We start from the raw sequence: 24993 nt of genomic DNA, 5'->3' as shown, positions 1-24993 counted from the left end.
TGGCGCACGGGCCCGGAGGCGGTGGGCGATACGGAGGCACCTCGTCCGTATTCCGGACAGAGCCTGTCCGGTCACCGGACGGATGCTTTCAGATATGGCCGGATCGAGTGGTTTGAGGTTCGTTCTTCACCTATCTGTAGAGGTGTTGTGATAACCGCGCGTCGGCCTCCGCCCCGCACCGGCAGGAACTGCGTACCGAGTCGTCTGCCGGTCCGTCACGGGCCTGTCACAGCGGCCGATCCGCACCGCCGGCTGTGGCACGGTTGGCGACATGCGAATTCGAGTCGTCACCATCGGTCTGGCCGCGGCCGCCTCCCTGCTCTCCCTCACGGCCTGCGGCAGCAGCGCCCCCGCGAGCCCGCAGGCGGCGCCGACCCAGGCCGGTAGCACCCCCACCGCCGGAGCCACGGGCGCCACCGGCGCCGCCAAGCCGACCGCCTCGGGCGCCGTCGTCGTGCCGAGCCCCAACGCCGCCCAGCAGGCCGGCCTCCTGGCGGGCCTCAAGGCCGTCAACCCCGAACTCGCGGCGGACCCGGCCAAGGCCGTCGGCAGCGCCCAGTACGTCTGCGCCCAGATCCACACGGGCAAGGACGACGCGGCGGTGGCCAAGGAGGCAGCCGCCCGGTTCAGCGGCGGCAGCGTCACCCTGACCGACCAGCAGGGCAAGCTGGTCATCGCCGCCGTGAGGACCTCGTTCTGCACGATGCCCTGACCTGACGGACCGCCGGCCGGCTGACCGCGAACGGCCCCGACGGCGCGACCGTCGGGGCCGTCGCCTTCCCGGCTGCACCCGCCCCTCCGTCCGCCGGGCCTCCGGGCGCGCGGCCGCGGCTACCCGGGCGTGGCGCCCGCCGGTGCCGTCCACCCCTCGCGGTACTCGACGTGCAGCTCCCGCGCCGCACCGAGGACGCCCTCCTGTGAGTGGAACGCCGCACAGAAGTCGAGTGGTTCGGATGGGCCAGGACGTACCCGGGGTCCTCCAGCGCGAGGGCGAGGAACCTGCCCGCGGTCTCCCGGAACACCTTCGCGCTGCCCGTCATGAACAGCGTCCCGGCCTGCAGGTGCTGGTGGAACAGACAGACGACCGCGGGCCGGCCCCGGACGGGGCCGTCAGCCCCGCGGGAGCCGCTTGCGCCACTCCGGCAGGGCGACCTTGATGCGGCTGGCGGCGGAGCCGTCCCACTCCACCGGCAGACCGGCCGCGGTGAGCGCCTCGACGACCTCCCGGCCGACCGCCACCGGGTCGGCGCCGGAGCCGCGCAGCGGGCCGTAGGACAGCCACAGCCCGCCGCCCGCCGCGACGCGGGCGGTGTCCTGCTGGTGGAAGAAGACGAACCCGTGGTCCCCGTCGGCGGCCTCGGCGTCGATCTCCGAGTGGCCGCAGTTGCGGCAGCAGGTGAAGTCGGCCCGCGCGGTGATCCCGCCGGCGCCGAGGGCGTCGAAGGCGGCCGACAGCCGGTCGGCGTCGGTCGTCTCCGGCCACCCGGCCTGTTCGGCCAGCCGCTCCTCCCACAGCCGGTCGACCAGGTCGGCGGCCTGACTCCAGGTCACCGGCTCGCGCTGCGGGTCGAAGTGCTCCTCGACGTCCCGGATGACCAGGTCGAGGGTGCGGAAGCCACCGCGGATCTGCTCCAGGGCGAACCGCTCGGCCTCCGCCCGGGTGGCGGGCGGGAGGTCGGCGGGGAGGGGGAGGGCTGCTCGTTCCGTCATGCGCGCATCCTGTCACCGGGCACCGACACCCCTCGCCGCCGGCCGCCCGGCACCCTCGCCGCGCGCCTACGGCCGGCACCCCGTGAGCGGCGCGGTGTCGCCGGCCGGCCGGCCGCAGATGCGTTCCAGCCTCGGCTGGCCGTCGGCCTCCCGGGTGACCCGGATGATGTTGATGCCGTGTCCGGGCTGGGTGCCGGTGGCGAGCAGCGGGCGGGTCTCGCGGAAGTCGACGGTGCCGGTGGCCCGGTTCTTCAGCTCGACCGCCCGCAGCCCCGCCATCACCGCGCCGCGGCCGCCGTCCTGGGTGGCGCCGGCGTTCTCCGCACCGGCGTGCAGCGCGGCGGTGGCGTCGTACGCCAGGGCCAGCGAGCCGTCCGAGAAGACGTCGTCCTCGTACGGGTTCCCGCCCGGCGGCTGGGGGACGATCCCCAGCTCGGCGGCGGCGGTCTCGGCCAGGTCGGAGGCACGGGCGGTGACGGTCGGATCGGTCAGCGCGATGTAGTAGAGGGTGGCCTGCGGCGCCATCCGGGTCTCCCCGGTGCTGAACTGGGCCTTGGTCAGGTCGTCACCGGTGAGCACGGTGAGCGGGTAGTTGCACCCGGGGTCGGTGGCCAGCCGCTTCATCAGCTGGTTCACGTCGTCGGCCCGCCCGGCAAGGTAGATCACGGCCGGCGGGTGGCCGGACTGGCAGCTCCGGCGCAGCGCGTCCTCGTAGTCCGGATCCCCGGTGCTGGTCAGGCCGTACTCCAGGGGCCGGTCCTCGGCCAGCTGGAAGCCCGCCTCGCGGAGCATCCTGGTGCCGTACTTGGCCTGTTCGGGGCTGTACTGGTCGTCCTGGCTGGGCCGCCTGGTCAGCACGGCGGCCCAGCGGGCGGCGGGCGCGAGGGCCAGCCCGTCGGCGATCTTGCGGAGCTCGGCGGCCTCCTCCTCGTCGGTCGCCGCCAGCCCGAAGTAGTTGACGTGGCTGCGGGCGAGGTCGCTGCCGGAGTTGGTGGTGTCGACCACCGGGAGTCCGGCGCGCTGCAGCAGACCGACGGCGTTCTGGCTGTCGGTGGTGTTCCGGCCGAGCCCGACCACCCCGACGATCGAGCGGTCCCGCGCGGCCACCTCCACGATCCGCTCGACCATCTCGGTCTGGAAGTACATGTCCTGCCCCCCGTTGGCCACCAGGACCTTGACCTTCGTGGGCTCGCCGGCGTTGTTGCGCAGCTGCGCCAGGTGGACCCCGGTGAGTTCCTTCAGGCTGTTCAGCGCCCGCGACTCCTGCCCGCTCGCGGTGGTCAGCGACCCGGCGTACACGACGGTCACGAACCGGACGTTCGGCAGCGCCGCGATGCGGTCGTTCTCCTGGCGGATCGCCTCCTCCAGGGTGCCGAGCCCGATGCCGGCGCCGGCCTTCCCCGGGTCGCCCGCGTGCCCCGGCCTGGCCCCGCTCAGCCGCACGTCGTGCGCGGTCGCGAAGGACACCCCGCCGGTCGCCACCCCGACGCACTGACGCGCTCCGCCCGGGTCCACCCGCCACACCGCGTCGTGGTTGGAACCGAGCAGCCGGCCCTCGCAGTACTGGTCGGACAGCTGCCGGCTGCGCAGCACACCCCCGACCGACGCCAGCACCAGGACCAGCAGCACCGTCCACCGCGACCACAGCACCCACGCCGAGCGGCGGACCGGCACCGCGGCCAGCCCGGTGGTGTTCCCGGCCTGCAACTGCCGCCGGCTCAGCCCGATCGGCAGCGTCCAGGCCAGCGCCCGCCCCCGGCTCGGCGCCTGCCGCACCCGCAGGTTGCTCACCCAGCTCTCGTACGGGCTGCCGCGGCGCAGCCCGCCGACGGGGACGGTGACCGGCCCGGCGGCGTCCGCCTGGAGCCAGCTCGCGGCGTCCGCGTGGGCGACGCCGGCGAGCACCAGCAGCGGGTCCTGCTCACTGCGGCGGCTGCGCACGTCGCTGATCGCGCTGAGCACCCGCAGCCCGCCGTTGGCGGTGCCGGCGCTCGGCAGGAACACCACCGGCGGCACCCGGCGCTTGCGGCCGCGCAGGTCCGGGGCCCAGGAGCGGTGGGCCGAGCGGAGGTCCTCCAGCAGGGCGAGGGTGCGCAGTTGCAGGTGGAACTCCTGGGCCCGCTCCCGTTCGGCCGCGGGGGTGCCGGGGAGCTGTGCCTTGAGGATCTCCCCGGCGACCTCCCTGGCCCGGGCCTGGGTGACGTCCCAGGACATCCGGGGCCGCCAGATCGACCAGGCGGCGGCCTGCCGCCCGGAGGCGGCGAGGAAGGTGGTGGTGGCGAACCACCGGCTGGCCTGGCCGAGCCAGGACAGCGGCGCGGTGTTGCGCCGGACCCAGCCGCTCACCACCAGCAGCACGAAGGTCGCCAGGACGACACCGAGCACCAGTTCCCAGTGCGCCTGGGTCAGCAGCGTGGTGAGGCCGGCCAGCACCACCGCGCCGATCAGGGTGGTGGAGTTGAACAGCGGCGACAGGGTCTGCTGGAGGGTGCCGCCGCGCCGGTCCGGCCGCCAGTGCAGGTCCCGCAGCCGGGCCAGCACGGCCTCCACCCGGTCGTCGGGCGACTGCGGGCCGCCGGCCGCCTGGTCGACCAGCACATGCCGGGCTGCGGCCTCGACGGCGGCGATCAGCCGGGAGCGGGGGACGGCGTAGTGCCGGTACCAGGAGGGCCCGCGCCGGGCCCACGGCCCGCGGGCGACGGCGTCCAGGATGCCGATCGCGTTGAGGTGCGGGTCGCCGCCCTCCGCCCCGCCGACCAGCCGGTACGGCAGGCCGCCGACCTCCTGGGCGTCCTGGACGGCGCTCACCACGCCGGTCACTTCCCGGTCGAGTGCGGTGTCCGCCTCGTCGGAGTACAGCACCACCACCGGCATCGGCAGCCGCGCGCCTCGGAACTGGTCGATCAGGTCCCTGAAGAGTGTGTCGACCTCGTACTTCGCGGTCGTCGGCAGTCCGCCGAGTCCCGTGTCACCGTGTGCGGATCCCTGTGCCACGCCAGCCCCCCGAACGTCCCCGAACCGTCACCGCGCGCGTATGTCTGACCAGGTGTCAGGTCGCGAGTGTAGACCTGGGCCCTGACAGAAGGACATGTCGCGGGCAGGTGCCGGTTGCGGACGGGGGTGCCGGAGTACCGGGGGGCTCCGGTGTGGTCCGGGTGGTCGTCAGGGGGCGGTGGCGGCCGGGACCTTCAGCCGGAGCTTGCGGGCGTCGGCGGCGGCCGGGGGAGCGGCGCCGAGGTCGGAGAGGGTGGTCACCAGGACGGCGTCGACGTCGGGGAGCCAGTTGCTGGTCTTGGACTGGACGGTCACGCTCTGGCGCTGCTGGGTGCCGTCGCAGACGATCAGCGTCGGCGAGGTGCGGGTGGAGCCGAAGGCGGTGGTGGCCGGGTCGGTGGGGTCGGGCTGCTCCACGGAGGTGTTCAGCGAGCGCTCGCCGTCGGGGGCGGCGCAGGTGTAGAGCAGTTCCAGCCGGACGCGGCCCGGGAGCTTGGGGTCGATGGCGGCCGCGCCGAAGGTGATCACCGTCGCCGCGGGCGGCGGGGTCGGGCTCGGGGTCGGGGTCGGGGTCGGACTCGGGGTGGGCGAGGGCGCGGGGTCCGACGGGTCCGCCGAGGCCGACGGATCCGGTACGACCGGGACGTCGGCCGAGGTGCCGGGCGCCGCCGGATCCTGGCCGGACTCCGACGCCGTGACGGCGGGCGCCGCCACCGGATCCGTGTCCGCGGCGAAGATCGCGGTGGGGACGAGGACACTCATCCCGAGGGCGAGCACGAGCGCGCCGCCGAGTGTTCTGCCTGGCATGGTCCTCCTCGTGTCAGGGTCCATGCACCGACTATCAGTCAGGACGGAACCGCCTGCGAGTCGGTAGACCCGGCCAGGTGTTCGACCGGCCGCCCGAGCGTGGCGGGCGCTCGGGCGGCGGTGGGCGTCGGACGGCGAGCGGGTCAACGCGCCCACCGCCAGGGGTCGCAGGCTCAGGTGTACATCAGCGAGCCGGGGGTGGTGAGCAGCTCGCCCGTCTCCAGCCAGGTCTTGAGGCCGGAGAGGATCATCGGCCAGCCGCCGTACAGCTCGTCGTTCGCGCCCTCGCGCAGCTCGTCGTGGGTGACGGTGAGCCGGCAGGAGTCGCCGACCGGCTCGATCTCCCAGGTGACCCGGCTGGTGCCCTCGCTCTTCACCTCGTCGCTCCAGAGCGCGACCATGCTCTGGACCAGCCGGCGGGGCGGGTCGACCTCCAGGTTCACGCCCTCGCCGATCGGGCCGTCCGCGCGGGGGGAGCCCATCTCGAAGCGGGAGCCGGGGGTCCAGTCCGAGCTGACCCCGACGCCGAAGTTGTACCTGGCGCGGATCTCCGGGTCCGTGATCGCCTCCCAGAGACGCTCCGGAGTGGTGCGGATGTAGATCTCGAAGACCTTCTGCATGGGAGTCTCCAGTCGACTCTTGAGGTCGCTGAGCGCAGCCGCCCACGGCCCCGTGTACTTGCTCACCCACCGGTCGTGGACGAGCCGGATGGGGACCGGGTTCAGGAAGTGCAGCTTCTCCCGGCCCTGTCGCCGGGTGACGACGAGCCCGGCCTCCTCCAGCAGCTTGAGGTGCTTCATCACGGCGAACCGCGTCATCTCGAAGCGTGCTTCGAGGGCGCCGAGCGTCTGCCCGTCCTGTTCGAAGAGAGCGTCGAGCAGACTCCGCCGGGTCGGGTCGGCCAGGGCTTTGAACACCAGATCCACACCTCGAGAATAGGTGACTATTTGGTCACATGTCAACGCGTTCAAGCCCCCGGCGCCCCCGCGGTCCACGTCCGGACCAACTCGCCCGGCGAGCCGGGCGCGCTCGTCCGGTGGTCACCTTCCGTCGTCGCCTACGGTCGAGGCAGTGACGGACGAGGCCCTGCCGCGGCGACGAGGAGACCGGCCGACCCATGGAACGCAAGTGGTGGACCCTGGTCGCCGTACTGGTGGCGACGTTCATGCTGCTGCTCGACATCACCGTCGTGAACGTGGCGCTGCCCGCGATCCGGGCGGATCTCGGCGCCAGCTTCACGGACCTGCAGTGGGTGTTCGACGCCTACGCCCTGACCCTCGCCGCACTGGTCCTGACGGCGGGTTCGCTCGCCGACCGGCTGGGGCGTCGCCGGGTGTTCGCCGCCGGACTCGCGATCTTCTCCGTCGCCTCGCTGCTCTGCGCCATCGCACCGAACCCGACCTTCCTCAACCTGGCACGTGCGCTCCAGGGCGTCGGCGGCGCGGCGATGTTCGCGGTGTCCCTGGCCCTGGTCGCCCAGGAGTTCGCGGCCGGGCGTGAACGCGGCACGGCGATGGGCATGTACGGCGCCACCATCGGGGTCGCGGTCGCGATCGGCCCGCTCGTCGGCGGGGCCCTGACCGACTCGCTCGGCTGGGAGTCGATCTTCTACGTCAACGTACCGATCGGACTGCTGACGCTCGCCGCCACCTACGCCAAGGTGCGCGAGAGCCGCGACCCGAACGCGACCAGGGTCGACTGGGCGGGCGTCGCCACCTTCAGCCTCGCGCTGTTCCTGCTGGTGCTGGCAATGGTCCGGGGCAACGCGGAGGGCTGGGGCAGCGCGCTGATCGTCACGCTGTTCGTCTGCTCCGCGCTCCTGCTGGCCGCGTTCATCCTGATCGAGCGACGCGTCCCCGAGCCGATGCTGCCGCTCGGCCTGTTCGCCCGCGGCGCCTTCACCGGCGTCCAGCTGGCAGCGTTCGCGGTCTCCGGCTCGCTCTTCGCGCTGTTCCTCTACATGACGCTCTACCTGCAGAACTACCTCGGCTACTCGCCCTTCCAGGCCGGCATCCGCTACCTGCCGATCACCGTGCTCAGCTTCGTCGTCGCGCCGATCGCCGGCATCATGCTCTCCCGGGTCCAGGCCCGCTACATGCTGGCCGTCGGCCTCGCCGCCGTCGGGGGCGGCCTGCTGCTGATGAACGGCATCGACGCGAACTCCGACTGGACGACACTGCTCCCCGGCTTCCTGATCGCCGGCGCCGGCGTCGGCCTGATCAACCCGGTCATCGCCGACGTGGCCGTCAGCGTGGTGCCCAAGCAGCAGAGCGGCATGGCGGCCGGCATCAACGACACCTTCCGGCAGGTCGGCATCGCCGTGGGCATCGCCGTCTGGGGAGCGATCTTCGTCGGCCGCGGCGCCGCCGAGGTCCGCGAGCTGACGGCCGGGACGGTGGCAGCCGAGGGACCGCTTCCCCGCGAACTCGTCGAGGCCGCCTCGTCCGGCAGCCTGGAACAGGCCGTCGCCGCGGTGCCCCCGCCCGCCCGGGCGGCGGTCACGGCCGCCGCCCGCGAAGGCTTCCTCGCGGGCTTCAACGACGTGCTGACGCTCGGCGCGCTGCTCAGCTTCTCCGGCGCGGTCCTCGCCCTCTGGCTGGTCCGGGAGGACGAGATCGAGCGCGACCGCCCCGAGCCGCAGGAGGCGCCGGCAAGCTGACCGCAACGCCCGCCCGCCCGCGCCGTCACCCCTCCCGGACCGCCGCCACCGGCCGCACGGCGGCGAGGTAGGCGTGAATGGCGTCACGGTTGCGGGCCAGACAGTCGATCCGCTGCTGGAGCCGCTCGGCCTCGCCCCGCATCAGCGCCTCGGTCTCCGGGGTCAGGCACTCCGGGTGGACGTGGATCTCGTCCGGCCGGTCGAGATACGGCAGGATACGGCGGATGATCTCGGTGGTGAGGCCCGAGTCGAGCAGGCCGCGGATCTGCTGCACCCGGTGGACCTCCGCCTCCCGGTACGCCCGGTAGCCGTTCTCCGCCCGTTCGGGACACAGCAGCGACTGCTCCTCGTAGTAGCGCAGCATCCTGGCCGGCACCCCCGTGCGGCGCGACAGCTCGCCGATCCTCATGACACTCCTCGAAGGCGCTACGACGGCGCCTCGGCCCACGCTTGCCTTCACACCGATGTGAGGGTTCCACCATGAGCCTATGCCCACCGCACCCACCACGGACCGGCCGACACCGCGGCTCGGCGCGCCCGCACGGCTCCCCCTGCGAGCCCTGTTCGCGCTCTTCGCCGCCGCCTTCGGCGCGGTCATGACCGAACTGCTCCCGGCCGGTCTGCTGCCGCGGATGAGCACCGGACTGCACGTCCCCGAGGCCCGCGTCGGCTACCTGGTGACCGCCTACGCCGCCGCCTCCTTCCTCGCCGCCATCCCGCTCACCGCCGCCCTGCGCGGCGTCCGCCGCCGCCGGGTGCTGACCGGCGCGCTCCTCGGCTTCGCCCTCGCCAACACCGTCACCGCCCTCAGCACCTCCTACCCCCTGACCCTCACGGCCCGCCTGCTCGCCGGAGCCATGGGCGGCACCCTGTGGGCGATGCTGGCCGGCTACGCCGCCCGGCTGGCCCCGCCCGAGCGCCGCGGCCGGGCCATCGCCGTGGTGCTCGCGGGCATCACCGTCGCCCTCGCCCTCGGCATCCCGGCCGGGACGGCCCTCGCCACGGCCGTCGGCTGGCGCACCGTCTTCGCCCTGCTCGCCGGCCTCGCCCTCGCCCTCGTGCCGTGGAGCCTGGCGTACGTCCCCGACTTCCCCGGCGAGCGCGCCGGCGAGCGCGCCCCGCTGTGCCGCATCGCGGCGATCCCCGGTATCCCCGCGACGCTCGCCGTCACCCTGTTCCTGCTCCTGGGCCACCAGGCGTTGTACACCTACCTGGTGCCGTTCGCCGCACACAGCGGACAGGGCGGCGCCGGGCCCCTGCTGCTCGTCTTCGGCCTCGCCACGGTCGTCGGCGTCTGGCTCGGCGGCGCGTTCGTGGACCGCCGTCCCCGGCTGGTCCTGCTGGCCGCGCTGGCCCTGATCGCGGGCGCGATGCTCGCCCTCGGCCTGCTCGGCCGGGTGCCCGCCGTCACCATGACCGCCGTCGCGCTGTGGGGCGCCGCCTTCGGAGCGGCGCCCACCCTGCTGCAGACCGCCCTGGTCGATCTCTCCGGGCCGCGCCACGCGGACGTGGCCACCTCCCTGCAGGCCACCGTCTACAACCTCGGCATCGCCGCGGGATCACTGACCGGCGGTATCGCCCTGGACGCCGCCGGCGCCGGAGCGCTGCCCTGGACGGCCCTTCCCCTGGTGACGGCGGCGCTCACCGTCGTCACCCTGGCCCGGCGCCACGCCTTCCCCGCCCGCCGGACGGTCTGACCGCGGGCCGCCGCCCCGGGCGCCGTCCGGTCGTCACCCCCGGCGGGGCGGTGCGCCGCCTTTCCCGGGCGGCCGACCGCTGACATGCTCGACTGCCATGGCCCTGAACCGTCGTGAACCGATCACCGGTCTCGCCGCGGCGCCCGTAGCCGCCGCCCCCGGGACCGCCGCGCCCGCCCTTCCCGCCACCGACACCTACCCCTCCAACACCGCGCTGTACTCCGACCCCGCCCTGGTCGAGGGGGTGGACTACGGCCGGCGCTGCCGACGGCACCCGATCGACGACCAGGACCCGGCCGGCCGGGCGCCCTTCGTCCGGACCACGGTCATCGCGCCCCACGGCGGCGGCATCGAGGAGGGCACCTCCGAGCTCTGCCTGGCGATCGCCGGCTACCACCCTGCCGGACTCGCACCCCATCCCGCCGCCGGGCCGGTCCACGACTTCTGGCTGTTCGAAGGCCTGCGCGCCACCGGAAACGCCGCCCTGCACGTCACCGCCACGCACTGCGACGACACGATGGCCCGATCGCTCGCCGCGGGCAGCCTCAACGTGGTCGCGGTGCACGGCTGTTCGGCGGCCCGGGCGGGAATGGAACCCGGCGCCCGGGCAGTGCTGGTGGGCGGCCTCAACCCGGCCTTCCGGCAGTACCTGGTCGAGGAGTTCACCGCCGCCGGGATCTGCGCGGTGTCCGCCACCGGTCAGGAGGGCATCGCGGGCATCGCGCCGGACAACATCTGCAACCGCACCCTGCTCGGCACGGGCGCCCAGCTGGAGGTCACCGCCGACCTGCGCGCCGAGATGTTCGCGGCGGGCCGCAACACCCCGGCCCGCCGGGCGGAGAGCACGCTCCCGCTGTTCTGGAGCTTCGTCGCGGCCGCCCGCGCCGCGATCGCCCGCGTCGAGGCCGAGCAGCACCTGCTCTGACCGCGCGCGGTCAAAGATCGATGCCGCCTGGGACCTCGGCCGCGCCCTACCAGTGCGACGGGCGGTCGAGCCCGGCCGGGAGCCGCGTGGCCGCGTCCCCGCGCGCGGTGTTCAGCTGCGACTGGGTCAGGAAGATGCTCCCGGTGAGATCCGCGCCCCGCAGGTCCGTGTCCCGCAGATCGGCACCGATCAGGTCGGCCGTGCGCAGGTCGGCGCCGCGCAGATCGGCCCCGATCAGGTACGCCCCCCGCAGGTTGGCGCCGCGCAGGTCCGCGCCCTTGAGCCGGGCACCGACCAGATCGGCCCCCCGGCGGTCCTTCTTGCGCTGCGGGAACCCGGCCCGGACGAGCTCGCTGGTACGCAGCAGCAGCACGTTGACCCGCCCCCGCTGGGCGGCCACGTCCAGGTCCAGCAGCGCGTCCGGATCCTGCCCGGCGAGCTTCTCGGTCTCCTCCAGCGCGCGTGCCAGCTCGGCACGGACCGGGCGGGCCGCCGGGAGGTCGAGCGCCTGGGTCAGGTACCAGAGCAGCTCGTGCAGCTGCCGCATCACGGGCAGCACCCGGAACATCCGCTGCGCGCCGGCCGGATCCTGCCGCCAGTCGCGGCCGCCGAACGTCACCTGAGACACCCGCTGGCCCGCACCGAAGCAGTCGTACCCGGTGCACCCCGCGAAACCGCTGGTCCGGAGCTTGGTGTGGATACCGCAGCGGAAGTCCTGCTGCAGGTTGGGGCAGGGCTGTCCGGCGTCCTTGTCGATCGCGAAGTCCGACGAACGGGTGAAGGTCAGCGCCACGCAGCAGAGCCCGAAGCAGTTCCCGCAGTCGGACCGCAGCAGCGCGAGGCCCCCGTCGGGGGCGGACTGCGCGGGCCGGTGGTTCTCGGACAAGGCGCGTGTTCTCCCGTGTGTCGTCGCCGGGCGACCCCTGCGGCGGGCCCGGCTCCAGCCCCCTACTCTCTCAAACCTCCGCCACCCGTTTTCGCAGCCGCCGCCGCAGCCGCGGGCCGGCAACGGGCCGGACGCCGTACCCGGCCGTGCAGACGTCCCGGCCGCTCGCACCGACGACTGCCGGGGCCGGTCGTCACGCGTCTGTCTTCCCGTCGTCCGGCCTGCGACGGTCCCGCTTCTCCCGCCCCGCGCGCAGGCCGTCCCCGCGCACAGGCCGGACTCGGCCGCACGGTGGTTCTCACGGCGGGGTGGCAGCCGCAACCGACATGGAAGTCATACAGGCACCGTCACGGGGATGTCGGCCGAACAGTGCTACATCGGTTCAATGCGGCGCGATGTCCGCCTCGCTGACGAACCCTTGGGAGAGACCATGCGTAGAGCTGTACTGACCGGTGCGATCGTGCTGGCCGTCGGAGCCGGGCTGCTGGGTGTGGCCGGCCCGTCGGTCGCCGACGGTCACGGCCGGTTCGACCGCCACGGGTTGGCGGTCATCGGCCTGACGGACGACCAGCGGCTGGTGGCGTTCCGCACCGGGGAAGTCGAGTCGGCCTGGTCCCTGGGCCGGGTCTCCGGCCTGGCCGGCGACACCAGGCTGGTCGGCATCGACTTCCGGGTCCAGAACGGGGAGCTCTACGGGGTCGGCGACCGGGGCGGCGTCTACACCCTGGACATCGACACCGCCGCCGCGACCAAGGTCTCCCAGCTGACCGTAGCCCTGCAGGGCACCCGGTTCGGCGTCGACTTCAACCCGGCCGCCAACCGGCTGCGCGTCATCTCCGACACCGGCCAGAACCTGCGCCACAACCTCGACGACCCTAACGGCGCGCCGGCCGCCGACACCACCGTCGCCGACGGCACCCTGACCAATCCCGCCGTCCCGCCGGCCACCACCGGGACCACGGCCACCGGTGTCAGCGGCGCCGCCTACACCAACAACGACCTCGACGCGGCCACCGGAACCACGCTCTTCGACCTGGACACCGACCTGGACCGGGTGTCCCTGCAGTCGCCCGCCAACGCCGGTTTCCTGGCCCCGACCGGTTCCCTCGGCGTCACCGCCGACTCGGGCGCGGGATTCGACGTCTACTACAGCCCCATCCACCACAGCAACACCGCCTACGCCAGCCTCCAGGTGGACGGTGCCCGGCGCTTCTACCGCGTCGACCTGCTCACCGGCGCCGCCCTGAAGCTGGGGTCCTTCCCCGTCGGTCTCCAGGTCACCGACATCGCCCTGCCCCTCGGCCAGGACGACGACCAGGACTGACCCGCCCCGGCCCGGAGCACGGCCCGCCCCCGGCGGCCCGGGGCGGCCTGGGGCGGTTCAGCCGTGCCACCGGCGCCTGTGCACGCCTCGTCCGCTCGGTCGCCCCCGGCGTGCACCAGGTCGTGCCGGTGCCGAGCCCGTGGGTGTTCTCGGCCGCCCCCGAGCCGGTGACGGGACTCACGAACGGGAGAGGCCACCGGTGCCGTGCTGTGCGAGCAGCGGCACCGGCGGCCCGGTGGCGGTCCGGCCGACCCTCAGCGGCCTACCGCCGTTCCGTCCCCCGGCCGGAACCGGGTCGCCACAGCAGCGGGACGACCGTCGGATGGCGCCGCGAGGGACGGAAGGTCACGGGGTCAGCTGGGGAGGCCGACGGCGCGTTCGCCGCTGCGGCGCTGCTGGATGACGACGGCCACGACGAGCAGGGCGCCCTGGGCGACGTTCTGCCAGAAGGCGTTGATGCCCTGGACGGTGAGGCCGTTCTCCAGGCAGCCGAGCAGGGCGACGGCGAGCAGGGTGCCGCCGATGCCGCCCTTGCCGCCCTTGAGGGCGCAGCCGCCGAGGGCGGCGGCGGTGATGGCCTTGAGTTCGAGGCCCTCGCTGCCGGAGGTGGGCTGGCCGGAGCCGGTGCGGGCGGTGAGGAGGATGCCGGCGACGGCGGCGACGACACCGATGAGGGCGTAGACGGAGACCAGGTACTTGTTGATGTTGATGCCGGCGAGGCGGGCGGCGGTGTCGTTGCCGCCGATGGCGTAGATGTTGCGGCCGATGTCGGTGTACTTGAGCAGGAGGTGGACGGCGAGGGCGACGACGATGAGGATCCAGACCATCACGGGCAGGCCGGCTATCTTGCCGCGGCCGAGGAAGACGAAGACGTCGTCGTTGAGGACGTAGCCCTGGGCGCGGCCGTCGGAGATGAGCTGGGCGAGGCCCTTGTAGGCGGCGAGGCCGGCGAGCGTGGCGATGGTGGGGTTGACGCGCCCGTAGACGATGACGACGCCGTTGAGGATGCCGATCAGGACGCCGACGCCGACGGCGGCGGCCATGCCGGCGAAGGGGTTGGACCCGGCGGAGGTGAAGGCCATCGCGCTGACCACCGAGGCGACGCCGGCCTGGGAGCCGACCGAGATGTCCAGGCCGCCGCAGATGATGACGACGGTCTGGACGATCGCGAGCAGGCCGGTGATGGTGGCGGCCTCGGCGATCACCTGCATGTTGGAGATGCTGAGGTAGTTGTCGTTGAGGAACCCGAACAGGGCCATCACGGCGACCAGGGCGCCGATCAGGCTGAGGTTCTGCCCGCCGACGGAGGCGAGGACGGACGTGCCGGTCCGGTGGGCGGGCTTGCCCGTCGTGGTGGGCCGGGGCGTGGTCGTGGTGCTCATGAGGATGCTCCAGGGGCGGGGGTGGTCGCGCTGAGGTCGTCGGCCATGGCCAAGGCGAGGATCGCTTCCTCGGAGGCTTGTGCGCGGTCGAGCTCGCCGGTGATCCGGCCGCCCTGCATGACGATGACGCGGTCGGCGAGGCCGAGGACCTCGGGGAGTTCGGAGGAGATCACCAGCAGCGCGACGCCCTCCTTGGCGAGATCGGCGATGATCTGGTAGATCTCGGCCTTGGCGCCGACGTCGATGCCGCGGGTGGGCTCGTCGAGGATCAGGACCTTGGGTTTGCGGGCGAGCCAGCGGGCCAGGACGACCTTCTGCTGGTTGCCGCCGGAGAGCTTGCGGACCTCGTGCTCGATGGACGGGGTGCGTACCCGGAGGCGGTCGGTGTACTGCTGGGCGAGGTCGCGTTCGGCGCCGCGGCGCACGAAGCGCAGGCGGCGCAGGCGTTCCAGGACGACGAGTGAGGTGTTGTCGCGGATGGAGCGCTGCAGGAACAGGGCCTGGGCCTTGCGCTCCTCGGGGGCGAGTCCGAGGCCGGCCTTGATGACCTCGCCGGGGTTGCCGGAGCGCAGCCGCTTGCCGTCGAGGGTGACGCTGCCGCTGTGGATGGGCAGGTCTCCGGCGAGCGCGAGGGCGAGTTCGGAGCGTCCGGCGCCGATCAGCCCGGCGAGGCCGACGACCTCGCCGGCCCGGATCTGCAGGCTGATGTCGTGGACGGCGTCGGTGGTGACGCCCCGCACGTCGAGGACGAGGCGGTCGGTGGCGACGTGCTCGCGGGAGAACATCGCGGACAGGTCGCGGCCGACCATGAGGCGGACGAGTTCGCCGTCGTCGGTGGTGGCCGCGTCCTGGACACCGACCAGGGCGCCGTCGCGCAGGACGGCGATGCGGTCGGCGAGTTGGAAGATCTCCTGCATGCGGTGCGAGACGTAGACGACGGCGATGCCGTCGTCGCGCAGGCGCCGGATGAGGGCGAACAGGGCGTCGACCTCGTGCTCGGACAGGGAGGAGGTGGGCTCGTCGAAGGCGATCACCTTGGCCTCGCCGGTCAGGGCCCGCATGATCTCGACCAGCTGCCGCTGGGCGGGGGTGAGCTGGGAGCCCAGCAGGTCCGGGTCCAGGACGCCCGCGAAGCCGAGCCGTTCGAGGTCGGCGGTGATCCGGCGGCGCAGTTCGGCGCGGTCCAGGCGGCGGCCGGCGGCTCGGGGCAGGGCACCCGCGTAGACGTTCTCGGCGACCGAGACGTGCGGGATGATCTCGGGTTCCTGCGGGATGATCCGGATGCCGGCGGCGCGGGCCTCGGCGGGGGACTTGAGGTCGACGCGCCGCCCGTCGAGCACGACGTGGCCCTCGGTGGGCTGGTGGTCGCCGGTGAGGATCTTCAGCAGAGTGGACTTCCCCGCGCCGTTCTCGCCCATCAGCGCGGTGACCTGGCCGCCGGGGAAGTCCAGGGTGACACCGGTCAGGGCCTGGACCGCCCCGAACCGCTTGGTGACGCCCTGGACGCCCGCGGTGCGGACGGCGGTCGCGAGGCCGGTGCGGTCGGTGTCCGTGCCGCCGTCGCGGCCGGTGGGTGGGCGGGGGTCCGGGTTTGAGCTGCGCGCTCGACTCATGCTGGTCACCTCGGAGGGTCTTCGTGGGAGGGCGTGTTCGGTGGGGAAGGCCGCCTTCGGCCCGCAGGGGGTCAGGCCGAAGGCGGCGTGGGGGGAGGCCGGTCGCGGGCCTCGGCTGCGGCGGGGTGTCAGCTGCAGGTGACGCCGGAGGTCTTCCAGGTGGTGGCGTCGACCATGGTGGTGGGGGCGAAGGCCTCGGCGGGCATGTCCTTGCTGTTCTTGAGCTTGTCGTACATGGTCTGGACGGCCAGCGCCCCGACGTCCTTGCCGTTGATGAACAGGGCGGCCTTCATGCCGGTGGGCTTGTCGCCGCTCCAGTTCTTGCAGGCGAGGTAGGCGCCGAGGCCGACGCCGATGACGTTGTCGGCCTTGAAGCCGGCGTTCTGCAGGGCGGTGACGCCGCCCTGGACGTTCTCGTCGTTGCAGCCCCAGACGATCCAGTTCTTGACGCCCGCGTTGGCGGTGACGGTGGCGGCGATCTTGTCCTGGGCGCCGGTGGGGGTGTTGTCGGTGGCGACGTCGATGTTCTGGATGCCGGGGACGGCGGCGTCGAAGGTCGCCTTGGCGGCCTTGACGCGGTCGCCGCAGACCGTGACGTCCTGCTTCCAGGCGGAGATGATCCGGGTGTCGGCGGGGTTCCAGCCAGCCTTCTTGTACTCCTCGACGGCGCGCTTGCCGACCTCGCCACCCATCTGGGCGCCGGAGAAGCCGATCCGGGGGACGAGGTCGGACTTGGCGCAGGTGGACGGGTCGGGGCCGGTGGCGCAGATCTGGTCGTCCGAGGTGAGCAGCGCGACCTTCGCGTCCTTGGCGGTCTGCACCACCTGCGGACCGACGGCCGGGTCCGGCACCACGATGATCAGACCGTTGGTCTTCTGGGCTATCGCCGACTGGACCTCGCTGACCGTCTTGTTCGCGTCGTTGCCGAGGTTGACCACCTTCAGGTCGACACCCAGCTGCGCGGCCTTGGCCTTGGCGCCCTCGGCCTCGCCGATGAAGTACTCCTGGTCGCCCTGCTTCTGCAGGTACGTCATCGAGATCTTGCCGGTGACCGGGGCGACCGAGGCGTCGGAGGCGGTGGACTCCTTGCCGGTGGAACAGGCGGTGGTCAGGCCCAGGGCGAGCAGCAGTCCGGTCGCGGCGACGGCACGGCTGGTGGTACGGAACATGAGGACGCTCCTTTGTGCTCGCGCCGAGGGGCGGCGCTCGCACGGTCTGGGGGTGCGGGGAGCAGAGGGGGCGAGTGTCCGCCCCCTGCCTGGTGCGGGTGGAGCTGTGCGACGTGTCGGGCGGATCGGCTCGGCCGGCGTTCCTTCGTCGGAGGGGCTGCCGGAAAAGCGATCAGAACTCAACATGTTCAAACGTGATGGGACATATGACACTCCGGTTACACGGTCAGCGTCAAGAGGATCCGGCAGCCGAGACCCCCTTGTGACGTTCGGCGCCCTGCAACCTGTACCGACGGGACCTGTCGTGGGCCCCCAGGTGCACGGTGGGGGCCGCTTGGAGCGTGGCGGGGAAGGCGTCGTGCGACGGTTTTGCGAGCGCGCCGGGGAATCCGCCCGAGGTGTGGATGTGTCGGGGTCGTTTCGGGTCCGTGGCGTCGTGGAGGCCGAGAATCCGGTGCCGACGGGGCCCCGCCGGTGGTGCGAGTGTCCGAGGCGTGGTCCCGCCTGGAGGCGGATTCGCCGGCTCGGGGGGCAGGCGACATAACCGAACACAAACCGACAGTGGGCCGTGGGCCCGGTGCCGCAGGGGGCGTTCGGCCGCCGCTCCCACGTCCAGGGGGAGCGGCGGCGGTCGAGGGTCGGATCAGGCGGTGGTGCGGGCCCACTGCTGGTTGTCGCCGCCGCTGCAGGCCCACACCAGCAGTTCGGCGCCCCTGCCGGTCGACCGGTCGGCCACGTCGAGGCGCTTGCCGCCGAGCTGGGAGACCACGGTGCGGTAGGTGCCGGTGCTCCGGAGCTTCCACTGCTGGGACGGGTCGGTGCCGCAGGAGTTCTGGACGACGGTCGCGCCGTCCGCGGCGGACCCGCCGTTCAAGGTGAGGCACCCGCCGGCTGGCGGGCGCCGAGCACGGCGACCAGCAGGGCGAGCGGGGCCGCGAACAGCGCGGTCTTGTTCTGGGGCGTGGTCACGTACCTCGTGAGAGTGGATCCGGGCGGGACGGCCCGGGCCGCATGCTGCGACTCCGACAGGCGAGTGGACGGCCTGCGGGAACGTCACGCCGTGGACACGTGGGGGCGGGTGGGTGGGGGCGTCCGGTGGGCGGCCCGAGCATGTTGGCGCAATCACGGTTGGTGGAGCGAGATTGTCGGGGCCGGGCGCGGCGCGCGTCAAGAGCTTCACCGGGCCGACATCTCCCCGCGGCCGGAGCGGCGCCCGGGGTGGGAGTGCGGGCCCACGTGCGGATGCGAACGACCCCTTCCCGCGCATGCCAGGTCGCGTGGACGGCGCTTCCGGCATGACTGGTTGACGGTGATTCAGCCGTTCCGTCCTGGTCTGTCGGCATCCGCATGACGAAGGGGTGTCGCGCGGGTGTTTTGGCTTGACGCCCCGGGTGTCAGCGGTCAAGACTCGGCGCCAACCTCATGTTGGCGTAAACATCCGCAAGCATCCGCGGCGAAGGGCTGTCCCGTGAGCACCTTGCAAACCTCCGCCCCCTCCGGCACGGTCCGACCGACCGGCCGGTCCCGGCCCGCGCCGCGGCCCGGCCGCCGGGGCAGTGGCGCTTTCGGCTACGTCTTCCTCGCACCGTTCCTGGTCGTCTTCGTGATCGGCATCGCCGCTCCCCTCGGCTACGCGGCCTACCTGAGCCTCTTCCAGGAGCGCCTGGTCGGCGGGAACGTCTTCGTCGGGCTGGACAACTACCGCCGCGCCCTGGGGGACGAGCTGTTCCGGGCCGGCCTGTGGCGGGTCGCGCTCTTCCTGCTCGTCCAGGTGCCGGTGATGCTCGGCCTCGCCCTGCTGGCGGCCCTGGCCATCGACAGCGGACGCCTGCGCTGGGCGGGGCTGTTCCGGATCGGCGTCTTCATCCCGTACGCCGTCCCGGCCGTCGTGGCCTCCCTGATGTGGGGCTACCTGTACGGCGGGCGCTTCGGGCTGATCCGCCAGATCGGTGACGCGCTCGGCACCGGGGTACCGGATCTGCTGGGCCGGTCGTGGATCCTCGCCTCCATCGGCAACGTCGTCACCTGGGAGTTCGTCGGCTACAACATGCTCATCCTGTACGCCGCCCTGCGGACCGTGCCGGAGGAGCTGTACGAGGCGGCCGAGATGGACGGGGCCGGTGAGTTCCGCAAGGCCTGGAGCATCAAACTGCCCGCCGTCCGGCCCGCCCTGATGCTGGCCACCATCTTCTCGATCATCGGCAGCTTCCAGCTCTTCAACGAACCCAACATCATGCAGTCGCTCGCCCCGAGCGCGATCCCCACCAGCTACACCCCCAACATGTACGCCTTCAACCTGGCCTTCAACGGCCAGCAGTTCAACTACTCGGCAGCCGTCGCGGTGGTCCTCGGCGGCGTGACCGCGCTGGTCGCGTACGCCGTGCAGCTGCGGTCGATGCGGAAGGAGCAGAGCCGGTGAGCCGAAAGACCACCACCGGGCCGGGAGGACGGAGCCGCCGGCGACGCTCCAGCACCGCCCTCACCGTGGCCATGGGCCTGATGCTGCTGTACACGCTGTTGCCGCTGTTCTGGCTCCTGATGTCCAGCACCAAGGACTCCGGGTCGCTGGTGACCAGCTTCGGACTGTGGTTCGGCGACGGCTTCCACCTCTTCGACAACATCGGGGACGTCCTCGGCTACGACGACGGCGTCTACCTGCGCTGGTTCGCCAACACGCTGATGTACGCCGTGGTGGGCGCGGGCGGCGCGGCCTTCATCTCCACCGCCGCCGGGTACGCGCTCGCCAAGTACCGCTTCCGCGGCCGCACCGCCCTGTCCGCGCTGGTCCTCGGTGCCGTCACCATCCCCGGGACGGCCCTCGCCGTCCCCACCTACCTCCTGTTCAGCAAGGCCGGCCTGGTGGACACCCCCTGGGCGGTGCTGCTGCCCTCCCTGGTCAGCCCGTTCGGCGTCTACCTGATGCGGGTCTACGCCCGGGAGGCCGTCCCGGACTCCATGCTCGAAGCGGCCCGGATCGACGGGGCGGGGGAGCTCAGGACCTTCTTCACCATCTCGCTGCGACTGCTCGCCCCCGGCTTCGTCACGGTATTGCTGTTCGCCCTGGTCGCCACCTGGAACAACTACTTCCTGCCGCTGATCGTGCTCAGCGACCCCCGGTGGTTCCCGCTCACGGTGGGCCTCAACCAGTGGAACGGCCTGGCCACCGGCGCGGCGGGCAGCGGCGCCACCACCGTCAACTTCTACCCGCTGGTCGTCACCGGCAGCGTGCTGGCGATCGTCCCGCTCGTCCTCGCCTTCCTCTTCCTGCAGCGCTTCTGGCAGTCCGGGCTGGCCGCCGGAAGCGCCAAGGAGTGACCGACCGTCACCACCCCGCCCGGCCACGAACCCGCCTCCCCAGCAAGGAAGTCCCGCCATGACCCGTGCGCGCACCACCCCGCGCCGCAGCCTGCCCGCACTCGTGTCGGCCGCCGCGATCGCGCTGTCCCTGACCGCCTGCGGCGCGGACGCCGGCACCGGCACCGAGGCCGCCGACCCGTCGAAGGCCCTGGAGACCCCGACCACCCTGACCTTCTGGAGCTGGGTTCCCAACCTCGACAAGACCGTTGCCCTGTTCGAGCAGAAGCACCCCCAGATCAAGGTCGACATCGTCAACGCCGGCCAGTCCGCGGCCGAGTACACCAAGCTCCAGACGGCCGTCAAGGCCGGCAGCGGCGGCCCGGACCTCGCCCAGGTCGAGTACTTCGCCCTGCCGGAGTTCGCGCTCTCCAAGCGGCTCGTGAACCTCGAGGACTACGGCGCGGCCGACCTCCGGTCGAAGTTCACCCCCTCCGCCTGGGCCCAGGTCGCCGTCGGTGACGGAATCTACGGCATCCCCCAGGACACCGGCCCGATGGTGATGTTCTACAACAAGAAGCTCCTGGACTCGCTGCAGATCGAACCCCCCAGGACCTGGGCCGAGTTCGAGGCGGCCGCCGTCAAGATCAAGGCCTCCGACCCGAAGCGGTTCATCACCTCCATCGACCCCGGCGACGCGGGCGGCCTGGACAGCCTGATGTGGCAGGCCGGAAGCCGGCCCTTCCAGCAGAAGGACGCCACCTCCGTCGCCGTCGACCTCCAGGACCCGGGCGCCAGGAAGGTCGCGGACCTGTGGACCTCGCTGGTCGACCGCAAGCTCGTCGACGCGGCCCCGGGCTGGACCAACGAGTGGTGGCAGTCGCTCGGCACCGGACAGTACGCCATGTGGATCACCGGCGCCTGGGCCCCCGGCAGCCTCGCCGGCACCATCCCGGACACCGCCAAGGACTGGCGCGCCGCCCCCCTGCCGCAGTGGAACGCCGGCGACGACGTCACCTCCGAGAACGGCGGTTCCTCCGTCGTCGTACCGACCACCAGCAGGCACAAGGCGGCCGCCGCGGCCTTCGCCACCTGGCTGAACTCCGACCCCGAGGCCGTCCGGTCGCTCTCCGCCAACGGACTCTTCCCGGCCACCACCGACCTGCTCAAGGACCCGGCCTTCCTCGACAAGCCGCTGGAGTCCCTCGGCGGCCAGCAGGCCAACCAGGTCTTCGCCGCCTCCTCCGCCTCCGTCGGCCCCGGCTGGCAGTTCCTCCCGTACCAGGTCTACGCCAACTCCGTCTTCAAGGACACCGTCGGCCAGAGCTTCGGCGCCGGCGGCCTCTCCTCGGGCCTGACCGCCTGGCAGAACCGGATCTCCGAGTACGGCAGCCGGCAGGGCTTCAAGGTCACCGCGCCCTGACCCCGGGCCGGCGGCCGTCGCGGGGACGCCCCGACGGCCGCCGGCCCGCGACCGGCCCCCTCGCCCCGCCCACCCTCACCGAGCAGCCCACACCCCATCAGGAGCAGCAGCACATGCCCGTTCTGCAGATCGACGACGAGGGCTTCCGCCTCGACGGCGAGCCGTTCCGGATCATCTCCGGCGGCCTGCACTACTTCCGCGTCCACCCGGCCCAGTGGGCGGACCGTCTGCACAAGGCCCGCCTGATGGGCCTGAACACCGTCGAGACCTACGTCCCCTGGAACCTCCACCAGCCGAACCGGGACGAGTTCCGGATGGACGCCGGGCTCGACCTGCCGGCCTTCCTCGACCTCGCCGCCGCCGAAGGACTCCACGTCCTGCTGCGCCCTGGCCCCTACATCTGCGCCGAGTGGGAGGGCGGCGGCCTGCCGTCCTGGCTCCTCACCGAACCCGACATCCTGCTGCGGAGCCAGGACCCGCGCTACCTCGCCGCCGTCGACGACTACTTCGGGCACCTGCTGCCACCGCTGCTGCGCCACCTCGGCACCCGCGGCGGACCGGTCCTCGCCGTGCAGGTGGAGAACGAGTACGGGGCGTACGGCGACGACACCGCGCACCTCGCGCACCTCGCGGCGGCACTGCGCCGCCACGGCGTCGACGTCCCGCTGTTCACCTGCGACCAGCCGGCCGACCTCGCGCGCGGCGCCCTCCCCGGCGTCCTCGCCACCGCCAACTTCGGCAGCCGCTCCGCGCAGGGCCTGGCGACCCTGCGCGCGCACCGGCCGACCGGCCCGCTGATGTGCACGGAGTTCTGGATCGGCTGGTTCGACCGCTGGGGCGGCCACCACGTGGTCCGCGACCCCGACCGGGCGGCCGAGGAACTGGACTCGGTGCTGGCCGCGGGGGCCTCGGTCAACCTCTACATGTTCCACGGCGGCACCAGCTTCGGGTTCACCAACGGCGCGAACGACAAGCACACCTACCGCCCCACGGTCACCTCCTACGACTACGACGCGCCCCTCGACGAGGCCGGCGACCCGACGGCGAAGTTCGAGGCGTTCCGCAGCGTCATCGCCAAGCACGCGCCCGTCCCGGCGGAGCCGGTCCCGGACCGCGGTGCGAAGATCGGCGTCCCGTCCGTGTCCCTGCCGCTGGCCGCCCCTTTGTTCGACGGCCTCCCCGCGCTGAGCACCCCCGTCCGGTCCGACCGGCCGCTGACCATGGAAGAGCTCGGACAGGACTTCGGCTTCGTGCTCTACGAGACGGTGCTGCCCGCCGCCGGGCCCGTCCTGCTGGAGCTGGAGGCGGTCCGCGACCGGGCCCAGGTCTTCGTCGACGGCCAGCCGGTCGGCGTCCTGGAGCGGGAGAACCACGAGCGGGCCATCGCGTTCACCGTGCCGCGCGCGGGCAGCGTGCTGCGGCTGCTGGTCGAGAACCAGGGCCGGGTCAACTACGGGCAGGGGCTGCACGATCGCAAGGGTCTGCCCGGCCGGGTCCTGCTCGACGGCGTCGAGCCGGCCGGGTGGACCAACCGGGCCCTGCCGCTGCACTCGCTCGACGGGCTGGACTTCGCGGAGCGCTCCGCCGCCCCCGTCGGGCCGGCCTTCCACCGCGGCAGCGTCCATCTCGACGCGGTGGCGGACACCTTCGTCCACCTGCCGGGCTGGACGAAGGGGAACGTCTGGGTCAACGGCTTCCACCTCGGCCGCCACTGGTCCCGTGGGCCGCAGCGCGCGCTCTACCTGCCCGGCGCCGTCCTGCGTCCGGGGTCCAACGAGATCACCGTGCTGGAGCTGCACGCCGCGCACGCGGCACGCACCGTCGAGCTGCGCGGGACACCGGACCTCGGGCCGACCGAGGAGTAGCCGGGCCGGCCGGTGGCCGCCCGTCGGGGGGCCGGTGTTCGCGCCAACATGGGCAGGTACAGTGTGCTCCGCCGGGTTCCGGGGCGTTCGACGAGTCCGGGGCGTTCGAAGGGGATGTGCATGACGGTGCAACCGCGGGAGAGCGTGCCCGCGCGCCGACGTCCGCCCGGCGGCCGGCCCTCGATGGCGGACGTCGCGGCGATGGCGGGCGTGTCCTCCCAGACCGTCTCCCGGGTGGCCAACAACCGCCACAACGTCGACGAGGGAACCCGCCGGCGGGTGCTCTCGGCGATGGAGATCCTCGGCTACCGGCCCAACACCGCGGCCCGGGCGCTGGTCACCGGCCGGTTCGGGGTCCTCGGCGTGATCAGCTTCGACGTCACCGCGTGCGGCAACACCAGGACCCTCGCCGGCATCGCCGACGCCGCCCAGGAGGCCGGCTACTCGGTCAACCTCATCGGCGTGCGGGCCCAGACCGAGCGCGCCGTCCGCGAGGCGTTCGAGCGCCTGACCGTGCAGTCGGTCGACGGCATCATCCTGATCGAGGCCCAGATCCTGGACACCCCCGCGCTCAGCCTGCCCTCCGGCATGCCGTTGGTGGTCGCCGACGGCGAGAGCGGCCACCACCACCCCACCGTCGACGTCGACCAGGCCCTCGGCGCCCGGAGCGTCGTCTCCCACCTGCTCGGCCTCGGCCACCGCACCGTCTGGCACGTGGCCGGCCCGCGCGACTCCCACCCCGCGCGCCGCCGTGCGCAGTCCTGGCACCACACGCTGAAGACCGCGGGAGCCCCGACACCGCCGGTGCTGTACGGGGACTGGTCCGCGGCCTCCGGCTACCGCGCGGGCCTCGAACTGGCCGCCCGCCCGGAGGTGACGGCGGTCTTCGCCGCCAACGACCAGATGGCCCTCGGCGTGCTGCGCGCCCTGCAGGAGGCGGGGCGCCCGGTGCCCGGCGACGTCAGCGTGGCCGGATTCGACGACATCGCCGAGGCCGAGTACTTCCCGACGCCCCTCACCACCGTCCGCCAGGACTTCGACGAGGTGGGCAGACAGTGCGTCCGCCTGCTGCTCGACCGGATCGCCGGGCCGGACGGCACCCCCCGCCGGGTCGTCCTGACGCCCACCCTGGTGGCCCGCGGCAGCACCGCCGCCCCCCGTTCCTGACGCCGCGCGTCCGGGCGGGAGAGGACTGCCCGCCCCGGCGGCAAGACGGGGGAGCGCCGCCGCCGACCCGCACCGCCC

20 protein-coding genes are annotated in these 24993 nt (G+C 72.9%); 10 read left to right on the top strand and 10 right to left on the bottom strand.

Features of this window, described 5'->3' with window-relative positions; genetic code table 11:
* The first annotated feature begins 271 nt into the window (after window positions 1-271).
* On the top strand, window positions 272-712 hold the full coding sequence (locus OG871_RS04105) for a DUF732 domain-containing protein (RefSeq protein ID WP_371494277.1): 441 nt from the start codon (window positions 272-274) through the stop codon (window positions 710-712).
* A 398-nt stretch (window positions 713-1110) separates the two neighbouring features.
* Here OG871_RS04105 and OG871_RS04100 read toward each other — a convergent pair whose 3' ends face one another.
* The 4 genes from OG871_RS04100 to OG871_RS04085 form a co-directional block, all read right to left on the bottom strand.
* The gene (locus tag OG871_RS04100; RefSeq protein WP_371494276.1) at window positions 1111-1710 is read right to left on the bottom strand and encodes a hypothetical protein; all 600 of its coding nucleotides are present in this window, start codon (window positions 1708-1710) and stop codon (window positions 1111-1113) included.
* Between the two features lie 66 nt (window positions 1711-1776).
* Window positions 1777-4704, bottom strand: a complete 2928-nt coding sequence (locus OG871_RS04095; protein ID WP_371494275.1) for a hypothetical protein — start codon at window positions 4702-4704, stop codon at window positions 1777-1779.
* Between the two features lie 168 nt (window positions 4705-4872).
* Entirely contained in the window at window positions 4873-5511 is a 639-nt protein-coding gene (locus OG871_RS04090; RefSeq protein WP_371494274.1) for a hypothetical protein, read from the bottom strand.
* A gap of 173 nt (window positions 5512-5684) precedes the next feature.
* The gene (locus tag OG871_RS04085) at window positions 5685-6437 is read right to left on the bottom strand and encodes an ArsR/SmtB family transcription factor (protein ID WP_371494273.1); all 753 of its coding nucleotides are present in this window, start codon (window positions 6435-6437) and stop codon (window positions 5685-5687) included.
* Between the two features lie 191 nt (window positions 6438-6628).
* Here OG871_RS04085 and OG871_RS04080 point away from each other — a divergent pair, with 191 nt between their 5' ends.
* A complete protein-coding gene (locus OG871_RS04080) occupies window positions 6629-8170 on the top strand; it encodes an MFS transporter (protein WP_371494272.1) in 1542 nt (513 codons plus the stop codon).
* 25 nt (window positions 8171-8195) lie between these two features.
* Here OG871_RS04080 and OG871_RS04075 read toward each other — a convergent pair whose 3' ends face one another.
* A complete protein-coding gene (locus OG871_RS04075) occupies window positions 8196-8579 on the bottom strand; it encodes a MerR family transcriptional regulator (RefSeq protein WP_371494271.1) in 384 nt (127 codons plus the stop codon).
* A 79-nt stretch (window positions 8580-8658) separates the two neighbouring features.
* Here OG871_RS04075 and OG871_RS04070 point away from each other — a divergent pair, with 79 nt between their 5' ends.
* Together OG871_RS04070 and OG871_RS04065 are read left to right on the top strand one after the other, a co-directional pair.
* A complete protein-coding gene (locus OG871_RS04070) occupies window positions 8659-9867 on the top strand; it encodes an MFS transporter (RefSeq protein WP_371494270.1) in 1209 nt (402 codons plus the stop codon).
* A 97-nt stretch (window positions 9868-9964) separates the two neighbouring features.
* Window positions 9965-10792 (top strand): poly-gamma-glutamate hydrolase family protein, encoded by an 828-nt coding sequence (locus OG871_RS04065; protein ID WP_371494269.1) that lies wholly within the window; start codon window positions 9965-9967, stop codon window positions 10790-10792.
* A gap of 46 nt (window positions 10793-10838) precedes the next feature.
* Here the strand turns inward: OG871_RS04065 and OG871_RS04060 are convergent, their stop codons facing one another.
* Window positions 10839-11678, bottom strand: coding sequence for a pentapeptide repeat-containing protein (locus OG871_RS04060; RefSeq protein WP_371494268.1), 840 nt, complete (start codon window positions 11676-11678; stop codon window positions 10839-10841).
* A gap of 430 nt (window positions 11679-12108) precedes the next feature.
* Between OG871_RS04060 and OG871_RS04055 the strand changes: the two genes are divergently transcribed.
* Window positions 12109-13002, top strand: coding sequence for a DUF4394 domain-containing protein (locus OG871_RS04055; protein WP_371494267.1), 894 nt, complete (start codon window positions 12109-12111; stop codon window positions 13000-13002).
* 353 nt (window positions 13003-13355) lie between these two features.
* Here OG871_RS04055 and OG871_RS04050 read toward each other — a convergent pair whose 3' ends face one another.
* The 4 genes from OG871_RS04050 to OG871_RS04035 all read right to left on the bottom strand — a co-directional run bounded on the left by OG871_RS04050 (window position 13356) and on the right by OG871_RS04035 (window position 18040).
* On the bottom strand, window positions 13356-14384 hold the full coding sequence (locus OG871_RS04050; RefSeq protein WP_371494266.1) for an ABC transporter permease: 1029 nt from the start codon (window positions 14382-14384) through the stop codon (window positions 13356-13358).
* The gene (locus OG871_RS04045; protein WP_371494265.1) at window positions 14381-15997 is read right to left on the bottom strand and encodes a sugar ABC transporter ATP-binding protein; all 1617 of its coding nucleotides are present in this window, start codon (window positions 15995-15997) and stop codon (window positions 14381-14383) included. The genes OG871_RS04050 and OG871_RS04045 overlap by 4 nt, the downstream gene beginning before the upstream one ends.
* Before the next feature lie 128 nt (window positions 15998-16125).
* Window positions 16126-17166 (bottom strand): substrate-binding domain-containing protein, encoded by a 1041-nt coding sequence (locus tag OG871_RS04040; RefSeq protein WP_371494264.1) that lies wholly within the window; start codon window positions 17164-17166, stop codon window positions 16126-16128.
* A gap of 643 nt (window positions 17167-17809) precedes the next feature.
* On the bottom strand, window positions 17810-18040 hold the full coding sequence (locus tag OG871_RS04035) for an RICIN domain-containing protein (protein WP_371494263.1): 231 nt from the start codon (window positions 18038-18040) through the stop codon (window positions 17810-17812).
* A 594-nt stretch (window positions 18041-18634) separates the two neighbouring features.
* On the opposite strand from OG871_RS04035, the gene OG871_RS04030 reads away from it, so the two are divergent.
* The 5 genes from OG871_RS04030 to OG871_RS04010 all read left to right on the top strand — a co-directional run bounded on the left by OG871_RS04030 (window position 18635) and on the right by OG871_RS04010 (window position 24915).
* Window positions 18635-19585: a carbohydrate ABC transporter permease gene (locus tag OG871_RS04030; protein WP_371494262.1), complete on the top strand. Its 951-nt coding sequence runs from the start codon at window positions 18635-18637 to the stop codon at window positions 19583-19585.
* Window positions 19582-20481, top strand: a complete 900-nt coding sequence (locus OG871_RS04025; protein ID WP_371494261.1) for a carbohydrate ABC transporter permease — start codon at window positions 19582-19584, stop codon at window positions 20479-20481. The genes OG871_RS04030 and OG871_RS04025 overlap by 4 nt, the downstream gene beginning before the upstream one ends.
* Before the next feature lie 58 nt (window positions 20482-20539).
* Window positions 20540-21883, top strand: coding sequence for an ABC transporter substrate-binding protein (locus OG871_RS04020; RefSeq protein ID WP_371494260.1), 1344 nt, complete (start codon window positions 20540-20542; stop codon window positions 21881-21883).
* Between the two features lie 113 nt (window positions 21884-21996).
* Entirely contained in the window at window positions 21997-23748 is a 1752-nt protein-coding gene (locus OG871_RS04015) for a beta-galactosidase family protein (RefSeq protein WP_371494259.1), read from the top strand.
* 183 nt (window positions 23749-23931) lie between these two features.
* Complete coding sequence (locus tag OG871_RS04010; protein ID WP_371503209.1) at window positions 23932-24915, top strand: LacI family DNA-binding transcriptional regulator; 984 nt, start codon at window positions 23932-23934, stop codon at window positions 24913-24915.
* Window positions 24916-24993 lie beyond the last annotated feature (78 nt).

Origin of the sequence: Kitasatospora sp. NBC_00374 (genome assembly GCF_041434935.1) — a bacterium.
In the GTDB taxonomy this organism is placed as follows: Bacteria; Actinomycetota; Actinomycetes; order Streptomycetales; family Streptomycetaceae; genus Kitasatospora.
The sequence above is the reverse complement of the archived record's forward strand: the minus strand, read 5'-3'. Positions and strand labels throughout refer to the sequence as shown.